The 15,905-nt window shown below is 74.3% G+C and carries 13 protein-coding genes and 1 pseudogene; 6 read left to right on the top strand and 8 right to left on the bottom strand.

What is annotated here, in order from left to right; all coding sequences use genetic code 11:
- Nucleotides 1-4: 4 nt before the first annotated feature.
- Nucleotides 5-382 carry a hypothetical protein gene (locus tag FXF52_RS09780; RefSeq protein WP_148795640.1) on the top strand — a complete coding sequence of 126 codons (378 nt, stop codon included), beginning with the start codon at nt 5-7 and terminating at the stop codon, nt 380-382.
- Between the two features lie 294 nt (nt 383-676).
- A complete protein-coding gene (locus FXF52_RS09775) occupies nt 677-1,501 on the top strand; it encodes a metalloregulator ArsR/SmtB family transcription factor (RefSeq protein WP_148795638.1) in 825 nt (274 codons plus the stop codon).
- Between the two features lie 144 nt (nt 1,502-1,645).
- On the opposite strand, the gene mgtA is transcribed toward FXF52_RS09775, so the two are convergent.
- From mgtA to FXF52_RS09745, 6 genes are all read right to left on the bottom strand, one after another.
- Nucleotides 1,646-4,195, bottom strand: coding sequence for a magnesium-translocating P-type ATPase (gene mgtA / locus FXF52_RS09770; protein ID WP_187413406.1), 2,550 nt, complete (start codon nt 4,193-4,195; stop codon nt 1,646-1,648).
- A gap of 144 nt (nt 4,196-4,339) precedes the next feature.
- Nucleotides 4,340-6,202, bottom strand: a complete 1,863-nt coding sequence (locus tag FXF52_RS09765) for an L-lactate permease (protein WP_148795634.1) — start codon at nt 6,200-6,202, stop codon at nt 4,340-4,342.
- A 65-nt stretch (nt 6,203-6,267) separates the two neighbouring features.
- Nucleotides 6,268-7,689: a (Fe-S)-binding protein gene (locus FXF52_RS09760; protein ID WP_148795632.1), complete on the bottom strand. Its 1,422-nt coding sequence runs from the start codon at nt 7,687-7,689 to the stop codon at nt 6,268-6,270.
- Entirely contained in the window at nt 7,689-8,945 is a 1,257-nt protein-coding gene (locus FXF52_RS09755; RefSeq protein WP_148795630.1) for an FAD-binding oxidoreductase, read from the bottom strand. Before FXF52_RS09755 ends, FXF52_RS09760 begins: the two co-directional genes overlap by 1 nt.
- On the bottom strand, nt 8,945-10,417 hold the full coding sequence (locus FXF52_RS09750) for an FAD-linked oxidase C-terminal domain-containing protein (RefSeq protein WP_148795628.1): 1,473 nt from the start codon (nt 10,415-10,417) through the stop codon (nt 8,945-8,947). The genes FXF52_RS09755 and FXF52_RS09750 overlap by 1 nt, the downstream gene beginning before the upstream one ends.
- 30 nt (nt 10,418-10,447) lie before the next feature.
- Nucleotides 10,448-10,669, bottom strand: a complete 222-nt coding sequence (locus tag FXF52_RS09745; protein ID WP_187413405.1) for a hypothetical protein — start codon at nt 10,667-10,669, stop codon at nt 10,448-10,450.
- A 476-nt stretch (nt 10,670-11,145) separates the two neighbouring features.
- Between FXF52_RS09745 and FXF52_RS09740 the strand changes: the two genes are divergently transcribed.
- From FXF52_RS09740 to FXF52_RS44005, 4 genes and pseudogenes are all read left to right on the top strand, one after another.
- Nucleotides 11,146-11,649 (top strand): hypothetical protein, encoded by a 504-nt coding sequence (locus tag FXF52_RS09740; protein ID WP_148795624.1) that lies wholly within the window; start codon nt 11,146-11,148, stop codon nt 11,647-11,649.
- A gap of 186 nt (nt 11,650-11,835) precedes the next feature.
- On the top strand, nt 11,836-12,390 hold the full coding sequence (locus FXF52_RS09735) for a class F sortase (RefSeq protein WP_148795760.1): 555 nt from the start codon (nt 11,836-11,838) through the stop codon (nt 12,388-12,390).
- A 184-nt stretch (nt 12,391-12,574) separates the two neighbouring features.
- On the top strand, nt 12,575-13,681 hold the full coding sequence (locus FXF52_RS09730; RefSeq protein WP_148795622.1) for a magnesium and cobalt transport protein CorA: 1,107 nt from the start codon (nt 12,575-12,577) through the stop codon (nt 13,679-13,681).
- A gap of 111 nt (nt 13,682-13,792) precedes the next feature.
- Nucleotides 13,793-13,918, top strand: a pseudogene (locus tag FXF52_RS44005) (SGNH/GDSL hydrolase family protein); the annotation flags it as partial.
- Nucleotides 13,919-14,173: 255 nt separating this feature from the next.
- Here FXF52_RS44005 and FXF52_RS09720 read toward each other — a convergent pair.
- The gene (locus tag FXF52_RS09720) at nt 14,174-14,791 is read right to left on the bottom strand and encodes a disulfide bond formation protein DsbA (protein ID WP_148795618.1); all 618 of its coding nucleotides are present in this window, start codon (nt 14,789-14,791) and stop codon (nt 14,174-14,176) included.
- A 105-nt stretch (nt 14,792-14,896) separates the two neighbouring features.
- On the bottom strand, nt 14,897-15,841 hold the full coding sequence (locus tag FXF52_RS09715) for a hypothetical protein (RefSeq protein ID WP_148795616.1): 945 nt from the start codon (nt 15,839-15,841) through the stop codon (nt 14,897-14,899).
- Between the last annotated feature and the right edge of the window lie 64 nt (nt 15,842-15,905).

Here is a 15,905-nt window from a genome sequence, read left to right as displayed (position 1 = left end):
GGCGATGAAGCGGTGGCGGCGACCCCGGGCTGGGGCCCTCGTGCTCCTCGCTGTGCTCGCGATCGGGGCGGTGCCGGTGGCCCACGATCTGCTCCGGCCGGCCTCCGAGGGGGTGGCCGTCCAGGCGTACGACCGCACCGCCGATCCCCACGTGATCGTGGCGCTCGTCGAGACCCACCCCGACTTCGTGCTGCACCGGGCGACCGCGCGGGAGGACGCCGGCACGGTCGTCCTGCACGTCTCGATGCGTCCGCCCTCGCGCTGGTGGTGGTCGGGCGGCGATCTCGGCGAGACCCGGTCGGTCCGGATCCGGCTGGACCAGCCGCTCGCCGGTCGCGAGGTGCGCGACGGCCTGCTGGACGCCCCCGTTCCGGAGCGCTGACTCCGGGCTCGCCCCGGGACCCGGGGTGGGCTACCCGGAGACGCGGTCACCGAGGTTGATCCGGTCGTCGCGACCCTTCGCCTTGTCCGCCACGGTGGCGGTCGTCTCCCCGGTCGTTGAGGCGGTCACGACGCCGGTCGCAGCATCGTCCCGGGGTGTCACATCCGCTAAGGCGTCCTAGGAGGCTAGCTCCCCCCGCTGGCGGCGCGTCCGCGCGCTGGACAGGCAGCCATCCGGCTGCCTATGGTGAGGAAAGGCAACCTTGTGGCTGCCTTTATCGAGGGTGGGTGAGCGGTGGACGAGGTGTTCCGGGCGCTGGCGGATCCGAGCCGTCGCCGGCTGCTCGACAGCCTCAACGTCCGCAACGGGCAAAGCCTGCGCGAACTCTGCGCCGGGCTCGACATGACCCGGCAGTCGGTGAGCAAGCACCTCGCGGTGCTGGAGGCGGCCGGGCTGGTGACCACAACGCGACGGGGGCGCGAGAAGCTGCACCACCTCAACGCGGCCCCGATCAACGCCGTCGCCGACCGCTGGATCGGCCGCTACCACCGGGAACGCGCGCGTGCCCTCGCCGACCTGCAGACAGCATTGGAGCGGGAGCCCATGGAGAACCCCACATTCGTCTACACCACCTACATCCGGACCACGCCGGAACGGCTCTGGCGGGCGCTGATCGAGCCGGAGTTCACCCGCCGCTACTGGGGCGGGGTCGCGCTGGTCTCCGACTGGCGGGTCGGGTCGCCGGTGCTCTGGCAGGACGCGCCGGACGCGGAGCCGAAGGACATCGGCCAGCGGGTGCTGGTGGCCGAGCCGTACCGCCGGCTCTCCTACAGCTGGCACAGCTTCCAGCCCGAACACGCGGCCCACTTCGGCTGGTCCGACGAGGCGCTCACCGAACGCCTCCGGGAACGGCGGTCGAAGGTGACCTTCGACCTCGTACCGCACGGCGAAGCGGTCCGGCTGACCGTGACCCACGACGACTTCTCCCCCGACAGTGAGATGCACCGGGCGATCAGCGGCCAGCTCGACGGCAGTGGCGGCTGGCCGGAACTGCTGGCCAGCCTGAAGAGCCTGCTGGAGACCGGCGCGCCGCTGCCGGAGGCGGTCCCGGCCGGCTGACCGACGGACGCCCGGCCGGTCGGGGTGCCCGCCCCAGTCGCGGCACCCTCGACCGGCCGGCAGCGGCGGATTCACCGGCTGGCGGCGCGGACCAGCATCGGGACCAAGACCTGGGTAGGGCCGTTGGTCACGGGAACGCGCGGCTCAGCCGTCGGACCGCGAGTTGGTGACCAGGTGATCGGGCGGGATCCGGCGTTTGGTGAGCTCGTTGACGGCGACGTACGCGACGCCGAGCACGGCGAGGGTGGCGAGCACCGGGACCGGTGGCGGGGCCAGTCCGAGGGGCCGGGCGAGCGGGCTGTACGGCAGGGCCACGGTGACCGCGGCGAGCAGCGTGCCGGTGCCGAGCAGGGTGGCAGACGGGCGGCTGCGCAGGAAGGCCCGGTTGGTGCGCAGCACCATCAGCACGATGATCTCGGTGACGGTGAACTGGATGAACCAGGCGGTCCGGAAGACGTCGGTGGAGATGTGCCACCACCAGTGCAGCACGGCCAGGGCGACGAGGTCGAAGGCGATGCTGATGGGGCCGTACACCAGCATGAAGTGGCGGATCGCGCGGACGTCGACGGCCCGTGGGTGTTGCAACTGCTCCGGGTCGGCGTGGTCGGTGGAGACGGTGGTGTACGGGATGTCGGAGAGGAAGTTCAGCAGCAGGACCTGACGCGGCAGCAGCGGCAGGAACGGCAGGACCAGGGTGGCCACGCTCATGCTGACCACGTTGCCGAACGAGGCGCTAGTGTTGACCCGGATGTACTTGAGGGTGTTGGTGAAGGTGCGCCGGCCCAGCCGGACGCCGTCGGCCACCACGTCCAGGCTCTTCTCGAGCAGGACGATCGCGGCGGCCTGCTTGGCGACGTCGACGGCGGTGTCCACGGAGATGCCGACGTCGGCGGCGTGCAGGGCGGGCGAGTCGTTGATGCCGTCGCCGATGAACCCGACGACGGCGCCGCGGGCCCGCAGCGCGGCCAGGACGCGTTCCTTCTGGGTGGGGTCGACCTCGGCGAAGACGGCGGTGTGGGCGACCCGGGCGGCCAGGTCGGCGTCCGGGCAGGCGGCGATGTCGGCGCCGAGCATGGGCTCACCGGCGAGGCCGACCTCCCGGGCGATGTGGCGGGCGGCGTGCCGGTTGTCGCCGGTGATCAGGCGTACGGAGATGCCCATGCGGGCCAGCCGGCCGATGGCCGACGCCGCGTCGGGCTTGGGCGGGTCCTGGAAGGCGAGCAGCCCGACGAGGGTCATCCCGGTCTCGTCGGCCGGGGTGGCGGTGGTCGCGTCCGGCCGGGGTCGCACGGCGACGCCGAGGACCCGGTGGCCCCGGGCGCTGAGCTCAGTGAACCGCCGCTGCACCTCGTCGCGGACCTCGTCGAGCGGCACGAGCCCGTGGTCGGTCCGGGCGGTGGCGCACACGTCGAGCACGGACGACAGCGCACCCTTGGTGATCAACTTTCGGGTGTCGTGATCCTGGACCAGCACGGACAGCCGCCGCCGGGTGAAGTCGTAGGGGACCTCGGCGATCCTGCGGTGCTCGTCGGCGGCCGGCCGGCCGTGCATGATCGCGGTGTCCATCGGGTTGTGGAAGCCGCGTTGCAGGCCGGCGTTGAGCCGGGCGAGGCGGCCCACCTCGTCGTCGGGTCGGCCGCACACGTCGAGGCTGCCGGTGAGGGTGACCGTTCCGGTGGTCAGCGTGCCGGTCTTGTCGGTCAGCAGCACGGTCATGGCGCCGAAGTCCTCGATGGCCTCGAGCCGTTTGACGATGACCCGCTCGGCGGCCATCATCCGGGCCCCCGCGGACAGGCTCACCGCGACGATCGCCGGCAGCATCTGCGGGGTCAGCCCGACGGCCAGCGCCAGGGAGAACAGCAGGGAGTCGATGATCGGGCGGCCCAGCACCAGGTTCGCCACGAAGATCGCCACGAGCAGCACCACCATGATGCGGACCAGCAGCAGCCCGAAGCGGGTCAGGCCGCGCTGGAAGCCGGTGGCGGCCGGACGGGCGGCGACCCGGCCGGCCACCCCGGCGAAGGCGGTGTCCCGGCCGGTGCGCATCACCACGGCCCGCCCGGTGCCGCTGACCGCGTGCGTACCCATCCACAGGGCGTTGGTCCGCCGGGCCAGGTCGGCGTCCACCGGGGTCTCCCCCGGCGTCTTCTCCACCGGGAACGCCTCGCCGGTCAGCGCCGACTGGTCCACCTGCAACCGTTGGGCGTCGATCAACCGGCAGTCCGCCGGCACCACGTCCCCGGCGCGCAGCACCACCAGGTCACCGACGACGACCTCGGGCACCGGGACGGTCACCTCCCGGCCGTCGCGGATCACCTCCGCCCGTACCCGCACCCGCGCCTGGAGGGCGTCGACGGCGCGTCCGGCGGCGCGTTCCTGCCAGAATCCCAGCCCGCCGCTGGCGACGATGATGGCCAGGATGATCACTCCGTCGGTGAGGTCGCCGAGGGCCATCGACAGCACCGTCGCGGCAAGCAGGATCAGGATGATCGGGCTGGTGAACTGGGTCAGCAGCAGCCGCCACCCCCGCCGGCGGCCCACCTCGACCTGGTTGGGCCCGTGCTCGCGCAGCAGCCGGCCGGCCTCGGCCTGGGTGCGTCCCTGGTCACCGGCCCGGATCGCCCGCAGCGCCTCGGGCAGCGGCCCGGCCCAGAACGCCCCGGTCCGCTCCCGCGGGCCGCTCGCCGACTCCACCCGCCCCTCCGGACCGCCCTGGCAGGCACCGCCCCGCCCGTGACCTGACGCTATCCAGGGGCCGCCGGGCTACGCGGCCGAACCGGCCAACCGCCGGGCGGTGCGGGCCCGGGCGCGGGGACCGCCGCCCGGGCCCGCATTCGGTCAGGGCACCATCCAGTCGAGGACCGGGGAGCCCTGCAACGCGACCAGCACGCACATGAACAGCAGCAGCACCAGGCTCCAGCCGAACACCTTCCGGAAGATCTCCCCTTCCCGGCCGGCCATGCCGACCGCGGCGGCGGCGATCGCCAGGTTCTGCGGGCTGATCATCTTGCCGAGCACCCCGCCGGAGGAGTTGGCCGCGGCCAGCAGCACCGGGTCCAGTCCGGCGCGCGCCGCGGTCTGCACCTGCAACGCGCCGAACAGCGCGTTGGCCGAGGTGTCCGAGCCGGTCACCGCCACGCCGATCCAGCCGAGGATCGCCGAGAGGAAGACGAACGCCCCGCCGGCCGCGGCGAGGAAGGCGCCGAGGGTGTTGGTCTGCCCGGACTGGTTCATCACGTACGCGAGGGCGAGCACCGCCATCACGGTGACGATGGCGTAGCGCAGTTCGGCGTAGGTGCGCCCGTACGCGCGCAGCGCCCGGCCGGCGGAGACCCGCAGCACCAGGGCGGTGAGGACGCCGGCCAGGATCATCAACGTGCCCGCGGCGGGCAGCCAGTTGAAGGTGAACGTGGTCGAGGAGAGCGCCTTGCCGTTGCCGCCGAGGATGTCCAGGCCGGGCCAGGCGAACTTGACCGTCCACGGTTCGCCGGCCAGGGCCGACTTGACCGGGCCGAGGTTGGCGATCGAGAAGATCGCGATGATGATCAGGTAGGGCGCGTACGCCCGGGCCACCTCGACGGGGGTGTCGGCGGGCCGGGGGCCGGCGGCCGGGTACGGGTCCGCCGGGCGCGGCGCGAGGTCCTGGTCGTCCGCGCGGTGTCGGCCGGCGGGTGCGTTCTCGTCGATCCACGGGTCCCCTGGTGGGGCCTGTCCGCCGGAGCCGGCCAGCCCGGGCGCGGCGGTGCTCGTACCCGCGGCGTGACCGGCGCGGACCGGGCCGGGACCGGCCGGCTCAGCCTCGGCGGGGCCACGTGCGGCGGGCACGGTGGCCGGCGCGCGGCCCAGATCGGCCGGGGTCTGCGGGCGCCAGACGCGGACCAGCAGCACCACGGCGGCGGCCGAGACCAGCGCGGCGACGATGTCGGTCAGGGGCACCGAGATGTAGTTCGCCGCGACGAACTGGGCCAGGCCGAAGCTGAGCCCGGCGACCAGCGCGGCGGGCCAGGTCTGCCGGACGCCGCGCCGCCCGTCGACCAGGGCGACCAGCATCAGCGGCACGACCACCGCGAGCAGCGGGGTCTGCCGGCCGACCATCGCGCCGAGGGTGTCGACGGTGAGCCGGGCGTCGTCGTTGGCGCCGCTGCTGACGCTGGCCAGGGTGACGATCGGGGTGGCGAGCGCGCCGAACGCGACCGGCGCGGTGTTGGCCAGCAGCGACACCGAGGCGGCGTGGATCGGACGGAAGCCGAGCGCCATCAGCATCACCACGGTGATCGCCACCGGGGTGCCGAAGCCGGCCAGGGCCTCCAGCAGCGCGCCGAAGCAGAACGCGATGATGATGGCCTGCACCCGCATGTCCGGGCTGACCCGCTCGAAGGAGCGGCGCAGCACGTCGAAGTGTCCGCTCTCGACCGTCAGGTTGTAGACCCAGATCGCGTTGATGACGATCCAGAGGATCGGGAAGAAGCCGAACGCGGCGCCCTCGGTCGCCGACAGCAGCGCCTGCCCGACCGGCATGGCGTAGACGGCGACCGCCACGACCAGCGCCACGGCGAGGGAGATCAGCCCGGCCAGCCAGGCGCGCAGCTTGAGCACGCCGAGCAGGACGAAGAGGGTGAGCAGCGGCAGGACCGCGAAGATGGCCGAGAGCGCGACTGAGTCACCGACCGGGTCGGTGACGACGGTGAACTGGTCGAACATGGGTCACCTCAACGCTTCTGGGACGGTGGTGAGCGTCAAGAGCGGCCCCTTCCCTGCGCGACGCGTTAAGAAGGGGCCCTTCCGTGCAGCAACTCCTCGACGTGTCGGTGGTGGATCGACGCGTCGAGGACCTGGGCGGTGTGGGCCAGCGCGAGCTGGCCGCCGGCGCGGGTCACCGAGGCGGCGACCTGCATCAGGCAACCGGGGTTGGCGGTGACGAGCAGCCGCGCCCCGGTGGCCAGCACGGTGCGGGCCTTGCGGTCGCCGAGTTCGGCGGCCGGCCCGGGGTGAAGCACGTTCCACACGCCCGCCGAGCCGCAGCACAGCTCCGGGTCGGCGATCTCCCGCAGCTCCAGCCCGGGGATGCCGCGCAGCAGCCGGCGGGGCTGGTCGCGGACCCCTTGCGCGTGGGCCAGGTGGCAGGCGTCGTGGTAGGCGACGGTCACCGGCAGCGGGTGCCGGGGAGCGACCGGGCCCAGCTCGTCGAGGAGTTCGGACAGGTCGCGTGCCTTGGCGGCGAAGTCGGCGGCGAGCGCGGCGTAGCGCGGGTCGTCGCGGAGCAGCTCCCCGTACTCCTTGAGGGTGGAGCCGCAGCCGGCCGCGTTGACCACGAAGTAGTCGATGCCGCCGGCGGCGAACGTGTCGAGCAGCCGCCGGGCGAACCGGCGGGCCTCCGCGTCGCGTCCGTTGTGCACGCTGAGCGCGCCGCAGCAGCCCTGCCGGTCAGGCAGGATCACCACGTCGCAGCCCTCGGCGGCGAGCACCCGGGCGGTGGCGGCGTTGACCTCGGGGAAGAACGCGCTCTGCACGCAGCCGGTGAGCATGCCGACCACGGCGCGGCGGGTCCCGACGGCGGGCAGCCGGGCGGGTAGCCGGGGTGGCCGGCGCAGTGGCGGGGTGAGGGCGTCCAGCGCCGCGAGGGTGGGCGCCAGCCGGGCCAGCAGCCCGGTCCGCCGGAGCAGCCGGCGCAGCCCGCTGGCCCGGTACGCGCGCAGCGGCCCACGCAGCAGCCGCAGTCGCCTGGGGTGGGGGAAGAGGGCGAACACGGCCGCCCGCCGGGCGCGGTCCCGCGGGCCGCGGGGGTGCCGGCGTTCCACCTGCTGCCGGGTGGCCTCGATGAGCCGGTCGTAGCGCACCCCGGACGGGCAGGCGGTGACGCAGGACATGCAACCGAGGCAGCGGTCGAAGTGGGTGGCCATGGAGTCGGTCAGCGGCTCGCCCTCCAGGCCCTGCTTCATCAGGTGGATACGTCCGCGCGGCGAGTCCATCTCCTCGCCCCACAGCACGTAGGTGGGGCAGGTGGGCAGGCAGAAGCCGCAGTGGACGCAGTCGGCGACCAGTTCCGCGGCGGGCGGGTGGTACGCGTCGAAGGCGCCCGCCCCGGGCGTCCGGGCGGCCGCGGCGAGCACGTCGTGCGGGCCGTCGGCGGGGTGACCGCTGCCGGGCGAGGTGAGCGGGGAGTCAGCGGGCTGCTGGGGGACGGACATCAGATGCCTCCCACGAACCGGCCGGGCGCCAGCCGGGCGTCCGGATCGAAGCGCTGCTTGACCCGGCGCATCAGCGCCAGGCCGTCGACCGGGCCCCACAGGTCGACCCGCTGCCGCACGGCCGCGGGCGCGGTGAGCACGATCGTGTGCCCGGCCGCGGCGGCGGTGGCCGCCCGCAGCGTGTCGACCAGCGCGGCGACCCGCGCCGGGTCGGCCGTGCCGGGCAGGCCGGCGTACAGGACGCCGACGCCGGCCGAGCCGCGCAGCGCCAGCGGCAGCCCGTGCCGGTCGGCCGCCGCCCGGGCGTCGGCGAGCAGCCGGGGTACGCCGGACAGCGCAACGGTCAGCTTCAGCCCGGTGTCCCCGGGCCGCCACGGCAGGCGCCCCCAGTCGGCGCCGGGTCGGTCGGCCACGGTGGCGTCGACGCCGAGCAGCCGGCGGGCGGCGTCGGCCCGGGCGGCCACCCCGGCCGGGGTGCCCTCCACCAGCACGGTCACCGTGGCGGGGCCGGTGACCGGGGCGTCCACCTCCAGCGCGGCCGGCACGAGCTGCGCCCCGCGTACGGCGGCGGCGAGCCGGCCCGCCTCGGCGGCGTCGTCGACGGTCCGGGCGACGTAGGCGACCGCGGCGGGCAGCGGGTGCAGCCGGAACGCGCACTCGGTGATCAGCCCCAGCGTGCCGTACGCCCCGGTGACCAGCTTGCCCAGGTCGTAGCCGGCGACGTTCTTGACCACCTTGCCGCCGGCGTGCGCCACCACGCCGTCGGCGCGGACCAGGGTGACGCCGATGAGCAGGTCGCGCGGAGTGCCGTAGAGCAGCCGGCGCGGCCCGGCGGCGTTGGTGGCGACCGCGCCGCCGACCGTGCCGCCGGGCAGCGGCGCGTCCAGGGCGAGTTTCTGCCCGGCGCCGGCCAGGACGGGCGCCAGTGCGTCGAGGCGGGCGCCGGCGCGGACCACGGTGATCAGGTCACCGGCGGCGTGTTCGACGACGCCGGCCAGGGCGGTGGTGTCGAGGATCAGGTCGAGGCGGCGGGGCGGGCTGCCCCAGTCCTGTCGGGTGCCGCCGCCCCGGAAGGTCACCGCCAGGTCGAGGTCGGCGGCGGCGCGCAGCAGCGCGGCGGCCTGGGCGGTGTCGCGGGGCGCGGCGACGTAGCGGGCGGGCACGCCGGCGATGTGGTCGCCCTCCCCCGCCGCGCGCACCGGGTCGGCGCTGCGGCACGTGGCCCGGAGCTGGTTGAGGGTCCGGTCGGCGGGCATCAGAACACCTCCGCCAGGCCGGCCGCCTGGGCCGGGTTGACGCCCTTGCGGCGGCCGGGGATCTCCCCGCAGAGCCGGGGCGTCGGGAAGACCTTGCCGGGGTTGGCCAGCCCGGCCGGGTCGAAGGCGCAGCGCAGCAGGTGCATGGTGTCCAGGTCGTCGGCGGTGAACATGCGCGGCATGAACTTCGCCTTGTCCATGCCGACGCCGTGCTCGCCGGTGATCGAGCCGCCGTGGGCCACGCAGAGGTCGAGGATCGCGCCGGAGACCTCCTCGGCGCGTTCGGCCTGCCCGTCGGCGGCGGCGTCGAAGAGGACCAGGGGGTGCAGGTTGCCGTCGCCGGCGTGGAACACGTTCGCCACCCGGATGCCGCGTTCGGCGGACAGCTCGCCGATGCGGCGCAGCACCTCGGGCAGGGCGGTCCGCGGGATCACCCCGTCCTGGACGATGTAGTCGGGGCTGATCCGGCCGACGGCGGCGAACGCGGACTTGCGGCCCTTCCAGAACAGTGCCCGCTCGGCGTCGTCGGCGGCGATCCGGATCTCGAACGCCCGGTTCTCCCGGCACAGCGCCTCCACCTGGGCGAACTGGGCGTCCACCTCGGGTGCCGGGCCGTCCAGCTCGACGATGAGCACCGCCCCGGCGCCCTCGGGGTACCCACAGTGCACGGCCGCCTCGGCCGCCGAGATGGCCAGCGCGTCCATCATCTCCACCGCCGCCGGCACCACCCCGGCCGCGATGATCGCCGAGGTGGCCGCGCCGGCCTGGTCGGTGGTCCCGAACGCGGCGAGCAACGTCCGTACCGTCTCGGGCAGCCGGGTCAGCCGCACGGTGACCTCGGTGGCGATGCCGAGGGTGCCCTCGGAGCCGACGAACGCGCCGAGCAGGTCGTAGCCGGGGGTGTCCGGGGCGCGGCCGCCGAGGCGTACCCGCTCGCCGTCCGGCGTGACCAGTTCGACGCCGGTGACGTGGTGAATGGTGAAGCCGTACTTGAGGCAGTGCGCGCCGCCGGAGTTCTCCGCGACGTTGCCGCCGATGGAGCAGATCTGCTGGCTGGACGGGTCGGGCGCGTAGTAGTAGCCGTGCGGGTTCGCGGCCCGGCTGATCGCCAGGTTGATCACGCCGGGCTGCACCACGGCCCGTTCGTCCTCGGGCGCGACCTCGACGATGTCGCGCATCTGGGAGGTGACCACGAGGACGCCGTCGGCGTGCGGCAGCGCCCCGCCGGACAGCCCGGTGCCCGAGCCGCGGGCGACGAACGGCGCGCCGGCGGCGACGCAGGCCCGCACCACCGTGGCGCACTGCGCGGCGTCGGCGGGCAGCGCGACGAGGGCCGGGACCACCTTGTACTGCGCCAGCCCGTCGCACTCGTAGGTGCGCAGTTCCTGCCGGTCGCTGATCACCCGGTCGGCGCCGATCGCGGCCCGCAGGGCGGCGGCGAGAGCCCCGATGTCCGTCGTGGTCGTGCTCATCGCCCACCTCCGCGTCGCGTGGGTCCTCGGTCAGGGCATCCGTTCGTACGCCGGCACGGTGCGGAAGTCGGCGAAGTCGTCGGCGACCGCGACCGGCTCGGCGGCGCGGCGGCGCCGGTCCAGCAGGTCCCGTCGACGCGGGTCGAACGCGCGGTGCGGCTCGGCGAGGAAGGCCAGCGCCTTGGGGGTGCGGATCTGCTCGTGGCGGGGACCGACAGGGCCGGTGACCTCGACGCCGGCGCGACTGGTCATCGACTCGCTCCTCACCGCGATATGCGTGGCCATCTATCCGGTGGTGCCCCTGCCGACTGTAGTTCTCGCGCTCACCCGGGCGACCTGAGCGACGGCACAGCAGCCGGGAGCGGTCGGCGGGGTGCGGCGAGCGGTCCGTCCCGAACGACGAGCGGTATCGCCCGGCCGGGACCTGGCGGCATTTCCGGCACTCGGGACACCGACACCCGGGGGAACCGGTGCCGATCAGGCTCAGCCCGAACGGGACAAGCGACGCGAAGGGGCCGTGACGTGCGGGCGATCCGGGCGCGGCTGGGCGGGCATGTCCGCCGCTCTCCGGCGGGAGGGAGGACACGTGACGGCAACGAGGATTTCTCATTTACGCCGAGTGACCGTCGCAACCCTCCTAGTGTTGGCCACACCGGTGCTAGTCACGGAGTTGGCCACCCGAACGACGTCCCACGCAGTCAGCGGACGAAGAGTGAGGGAAGACGCGGATGAAGGCACAGAGAATCCTCGGATCGGCGGCGATCGGCGTGGGCCTCGGCACACTCGTGATGCCGGCCGCCGCGCTCGCGGACACCACGGTGTCGCCCGCCACCACCCCGGTCGGCGGGACGGTCGTGCTCACCACGACGGAGTGCAACCCGAAGGACGGTGACGCGATCTTCCGCGTCACCGGGCCCAACCGGGACGAAAACGTCCGGTCCACCACGGCCGCGGCCGGCGGCGGACTGAGCGCGGAACTCTTCACCGCCGGGTTCACCCTCGGCACGTACACGGTCACCACGACCTGCGGCAACGGCAGCAACGGTGGCACGGCCACCTTCACAGTCATCGCGATCGGAGCCACGCCGGTCGGCGGCGCCCCGGCGGGTGCCGGCGGCAAGGACGGCGACACCGGAGTGCTCGTCGCCGGCGGTGCCCTGGCCGCCGCGGCGGTCGCCGGCGGAACGTACGTGCTGGTGCGCCGCCGACGGCGGGTCGGCACCGCGGCCTGACGGTCGCGCCACACCATCCCTGAGCAAGGGTGCCCGCGCCGGGCGACAACCGGCGCGGGCATCACGCCCACGTCGAACCGGAGGTGGGACCTGTCGCCGCACAACAGCCCCGGGGAAGGGCCGTCGAAGGCCCGGACCGCCGCCATCGTCGCCGTGGTCACCATCGCCGGAGCCACCGGCACCGGCATGGTCGCCGCCGGTCTCGGGACCACATCCCTCCGGCCACCGCAGCCCGGCACCGCAGTGGCCCCGTCCGCCGAACGCTCCGGTCCACCCGGGCCGGTGCTCCCCCGCTCCGAACCAGTCCGCATCGCCATCCCCCGCATCGGCGTCGACGCCGGCATCGTCCCGGTCGCCACCGACGACGACGGCGCGCTGGAGGTACCGCCGCTGGACCACCCCGAGATCACCGGCTGGTACCGTCCCGGCCCCACGCCGGGCGAGGCCGGCAACGCGGTCATCGTCGGGCACGTCGACACGCAGGACGGTCCGGCGGTCTTCTTCGACCTGGGTCGGCTCCGTCCCGGCGACACCGTCCGGGTCACCCGCGCCGACGGGCGGGTCGCCGCGTTCACCGTGGACGGTGTCGGGGCGTACCCGAAGGACCACTTCCCCACCCACCGGGTCTACGGCGGTGGCGCGGACGCGCGGCTGCGCCTGATCACCTGCGGCGGCCGGTTCAACCCGCGGACCGGCAGCTACCCGGACAACATCGTCGTCTTCGCCACCGCCACCCGCTGACGCGGGCCGGACACCGCCGGCCCGTCCGCACGCCGTACGGTAGGCCGTCAGTTCCCGGCGGACGGCGGCTCCAGGTCGCGGCGCGGCACCAGACCGGCCTTCATTCGGTCCGGAGCGCCGCCTAGCGGCGCAGAGGCCGAACTATGGCCGCCCGCCGAGCTGGAGTTGCCGAAGGAGGTGCGTGGTGGACGGGTCGACAGCGCGGACCCGGCGGAGTGGTCGGCTGATCCCCACCCTGCTCGCCCGCCTGCTGGGACGCGGGACGGAAGCGGCGGTGCCGGCGCGGCGGTCCAATCCGGACGCGGTGGTGGACTGCGCGGTCTACGTGTCCGGCCGGCGGGAGCCGGGCCGCCCGCACTACGCCGACGCGTACGCGCGGGTCCGCCGCGCCCGCCGGTCGTTCGTCTGGCTGGGCCTGCACGATCCGGGGGCCGCCGTGATGGCCGCGGTCGGGCACACCTTCGGGCTGGACGAGCTGAGCGTCGCGCAGGCCCTCGCCGGCGGGCACCGCCCCACCGTGCAACGACACGGCGCGGTGACGCTGCTGGTGCTGCGCACGGCCGGCTACGTCGAGCACGCCGAGTTGACCGACACCTCCGAGGTGATCGACACCGGGGACGTGATGGTGTTCCTCGGCGACCGGTTCGTGATCACCGTGCGGCACGGCGCGGCGGGCGCCCTCACCGCGGTACGAGAGGAGATCCAACGCCGGCCGGGCGTGCTGGCCGAGGGGCCGTGGGCGGTCGCGTACGCGGTCTGCGCCCGGATGGTCGACCTCTACCTGGAGGTCGCCGCGCACCTGGAGCGGGACCTGGAGCGGGTGGAGGAACGCGTCTTCGCCCGCGACCGCGACGCCGACATCCAGCACATCTACCAGCTCAAACGGGAGGTGGTGGAGTTCAAGCGGGCGGTCCTGCCGTTGCCGGCGCCGCTGCGCGCCCTATTGGAGCAGCGGGACGGCCCGCCGCCGGCGCTGCATCGCTGGTTCGCCGACGTGGAGGGCCGGCTGACCCGGGCGGTAGACCGGATCGGCACGTACGACGACCTGCTCAACTCGCTGCTGCAGGCCCGGCTGGCAAAGCTCACCGTGGACCAGAACAACGACATGCGCAAGATCGCCGCGTGGGCGGCCATCGCCGCGACGCAGACCGCGGTGGCCGGCATCTACGGCATGAACTTCGCCCACATGCCCGAGCTCGGCTGGCGGTACGGCTACCCGGGCGCCCTGCTGGTGATGGCCCTGGCCGCGTTCACCCTGTACCGGCTGTTCCGCCGCTCAGGCTGGCTCTGACCGGGCACGGTTTGTCGGGGCCGGACGGTTCCTGGTCGAGCCGTTCGGCGCGGCGGGCCACCGCGCGTCCGTCCGGTGAGAGACGGCCGCGCGGCTCGTAAGCTGGCGCTCGTGCTGTGGCGGCGGTACGTAGCGATCGGTGACAGCACCACGGAGGGCCTGGACGACCCGGACGGCGCCGGCGGCTACCGGGGCTGGGCGGACCGGTTCGCCCTCGCGTTGGCGCGGGCGCAGGGCGGCCTGGCGTACACGGCCGGGCTGCCCAGCTACGACGACTCGTGGTCGCGTCCGCTGCCGGCGGCAATCCCTCGCCCCCGCCACGAGGTGGTGCGCGCCGAGCTGGCCTGGACCCGGCGACACCTGCTGCCCTGGCTGGCGCGGCACCTGCACGGCCGCTCGTCCGGCGACGATCGGGTGGCCAAACGGCCGGTGCCGCTGCCCGTGGAGCTGCCGCCGGCCTGACCACCCCGGACCATGGCGGCCGGGCCCGGCTCAGTCCTCGATCGGCCGGCGGGTCCGCGCCCGCTTCAGCTCGAAGAAGCCGTCGGTGCCGGAGACCAGCAGCACGCCGTCCCAGAGCCGGCCGGCGTCCTCGCCGCGCGGGATCGGCGCCACCACCGGCCCGAAGAACGCGTTCACCCGTCCGTCGGGGCCGGTGACGTGGATGGTCGGGGTGCCCAGGTCCTCACCGACCGGCGCCAGCCCGGCGTGGTGGCTGGCCAGCAGGGCCGCGTCGTGCTCGGCGGAGTCGGCGGCGTCGGCCAGCTCGACGGGCAGGCCCACCTCGGTCAGCGCCGCCACGTACAGCTCCCGGCCGATCGGGGCCCGCTCGTGGTGAATCCGGTTGCCCAGCGCCGTGTACAGGTCGCGCAGCACCTCGGTGCCGAACTTCTGCTCCGCGGCGACCGCCACCCGGACGGGGCCCATGCCCGGCTTCAGCCACTCGCGGTACCACTCCTCCAGCCCTTCGCGCCCCTCGTTGAGCACGGCCAGGCTCATCACGTGGAAGCGGACCCGCACGTCGCGTACCCGCTCGACCTCCAGCAGCCAGCGGGAGGCGTTCCACGCCCACGGGCAGCGCGGGTCGAACCACATGTCGGCGGTCGTCATCGTCGTCTCGGTCCCTTCGGTGAAGCGGATACAAGCCGACCGTACGGCGGGAAGCGGCCCATCTGGAGAGCCGATTCACGCGCCGATCATTGGGCCAATTCCGCGTCACGCCGGTCGCAGCAGCGTGGCGCGTTCCGCCTCCAGGGCGGCCAGTCGAGCGCCCAGGTCGGCGACCCGCAGCTCAAGCAGCCGGCGCAGCGACGCCACCTCGCCCAGCGACCGGGCTACCTCTTCGACGGACCGCTCGACCCGCCGCTGCACGAGGACGTCGGTCACCACGTTGTCCAGCCACACGTCGGTGAACCGGGTCAGGCCGTCGACGGCGACGCCGGGCGCCGGCGGGGTCGCGCCGGGCACCTCGACCAGCTCGGTCCGCAGCACGGCGAGGGCCCGGTCCACCTGGGCGGACGCCTCGGCCGCCTCGTCGAGGATGTCGTGCTTGACCATGCTGGTGACCAGGCCCCCGCCCAGCGCGTCGTACGTCGACCAGTCCGAGGCACGGCTCAGCAGCTCGCGCAGGTGGTGCAGGGCCGACTCGGCGTTGCGGGCCGCACGCACCGCGTCGGTCAGCTCGCGGTGCTCCACCGTCAGCCGGCCACGCAGTTCAGCGAGCTCTAGCAGGCGCGACCGGCGCGGGTCGTCGGAGTCGGTCAGCAGGCGCTCCCGCTCGTCGAGCAGGGCCGCGTACTCTCCCCGGGAGGTGGCCAGGCGCCGCCGCCGGGCCTGCGTGCGCGCGGACTCGTCGCGCAGCGCGGCGAGCAGTCGTTCGGCCTCGGCGAGCCGCAGCCGGGCGGCGTCGACCTCGGCGTGTTCCCGCGCCAGCGCGTCGTCACGGACGCCGCGCAGCGCGGCGACCACCCGGCTCACGGTCAGCCCCGCCAGCCGGTCGACGTCGGCCAGTTCGGCGTTGAGCCGCTCGCTCAGCGCGGCGACGGCGGCCCGCGCCGCCGCGATCCGGACCGCCAGCTCCCGCATCCGCTCCCCGGCCAGGTCGTGCTCGCGCATCGCCTCGGCCGCCGCGGCGAGGCGTTCCTCGATGTCGCTGCCCATGCCGTCATTGCACTACGGCTCGGCAACACGCCCGGTGTTTGAGCACCGACGCGGCGGGAAGACA

This window comes from Micromonospora sp. MP36 (assembly GCF_008119785.1).
In the GTDB taxonomy this organism is placed as follows: domain Bacteria; phylum Actinomycetota; class Actinomycetes; order Mycobacteriales; family Micromonosporaceae; genus Micromonospora.
Note: the sequence above shows the minus strand (reverse complement) of the source record. Positions and strands in the feature narration are given on the sequence as shown.

Coding starts and splice junctions, on each gene's coding strand:
- FXF52_RS09780 (WP_148795640.1), top strand. CDS start 5: ATGAAGCGGTGGCGGCGACCCCGGGCTGGGGCCCTCGTGCTCCTCGCT.
- FXF52_RS09765 (WP_148795634.1), bottom strand. CDS start 6,202: ATGTTCGACCAGTTCACCGTCGTCACCGACCCGGTCGGTGACTCAGTC.
- FXF52_RS09760 (WP_148795632.1), bottom strand. CDS start 7,689: ATGTCCGTCCCCCAGCAGCCCGCTGACTCCCCGCTCACCTCGCCCGGC.
- FXF52_RS09755 (WP_148795630.1), bottom strand. CDS start 8,945: ATGCCCGCCGACCGGACCCTCAACCAGCTCCGGGCCACGTGCCGCAGC.
- FXF52_RS09750 (WP_148795628.1), bottom strand. CDS start 10,417: ATGAGCACGACCACGACGGACATCGGGGCTCTCGCCGCCGCCCTGCGG.
- FXF52_RS09745 (WP_187413405.1), bottom strand. CDS start 10,669: ATGACCAGTCGCGCCGGCGTCGAGGTCACCGGCCCTGTCGGTCCCCGC.
- FXF52_RS09740 (WP_148795624.1), top strand. CDS start 11,146: ATGAAGGCACAGAGAATCCTCGGATCGGCGGCGATCGGCGTGGGCCTC.
- FXF52_RS09735 (WP_148795760.1), top strand. CDS start 11,836: ATGGTCGCCGCCGGTCTCGGGACCACATCCCTCCGGCCACCGCAGCCC.
- FXF52_RS09720 (WP_148795618.1), bottom strand. CDS start 14,791: ATGACGACCGCCGACATGTGGTTCGACCCGCGCTGCCCGTGGGCGTGG.
- FXF52_RS09715 (WP_148795616.1), bottom strand. CDS start 15,841: ATGGGCAGCGACATCGAGGAACGCCTCGCCGCGGCGGCCGAGGCGATG.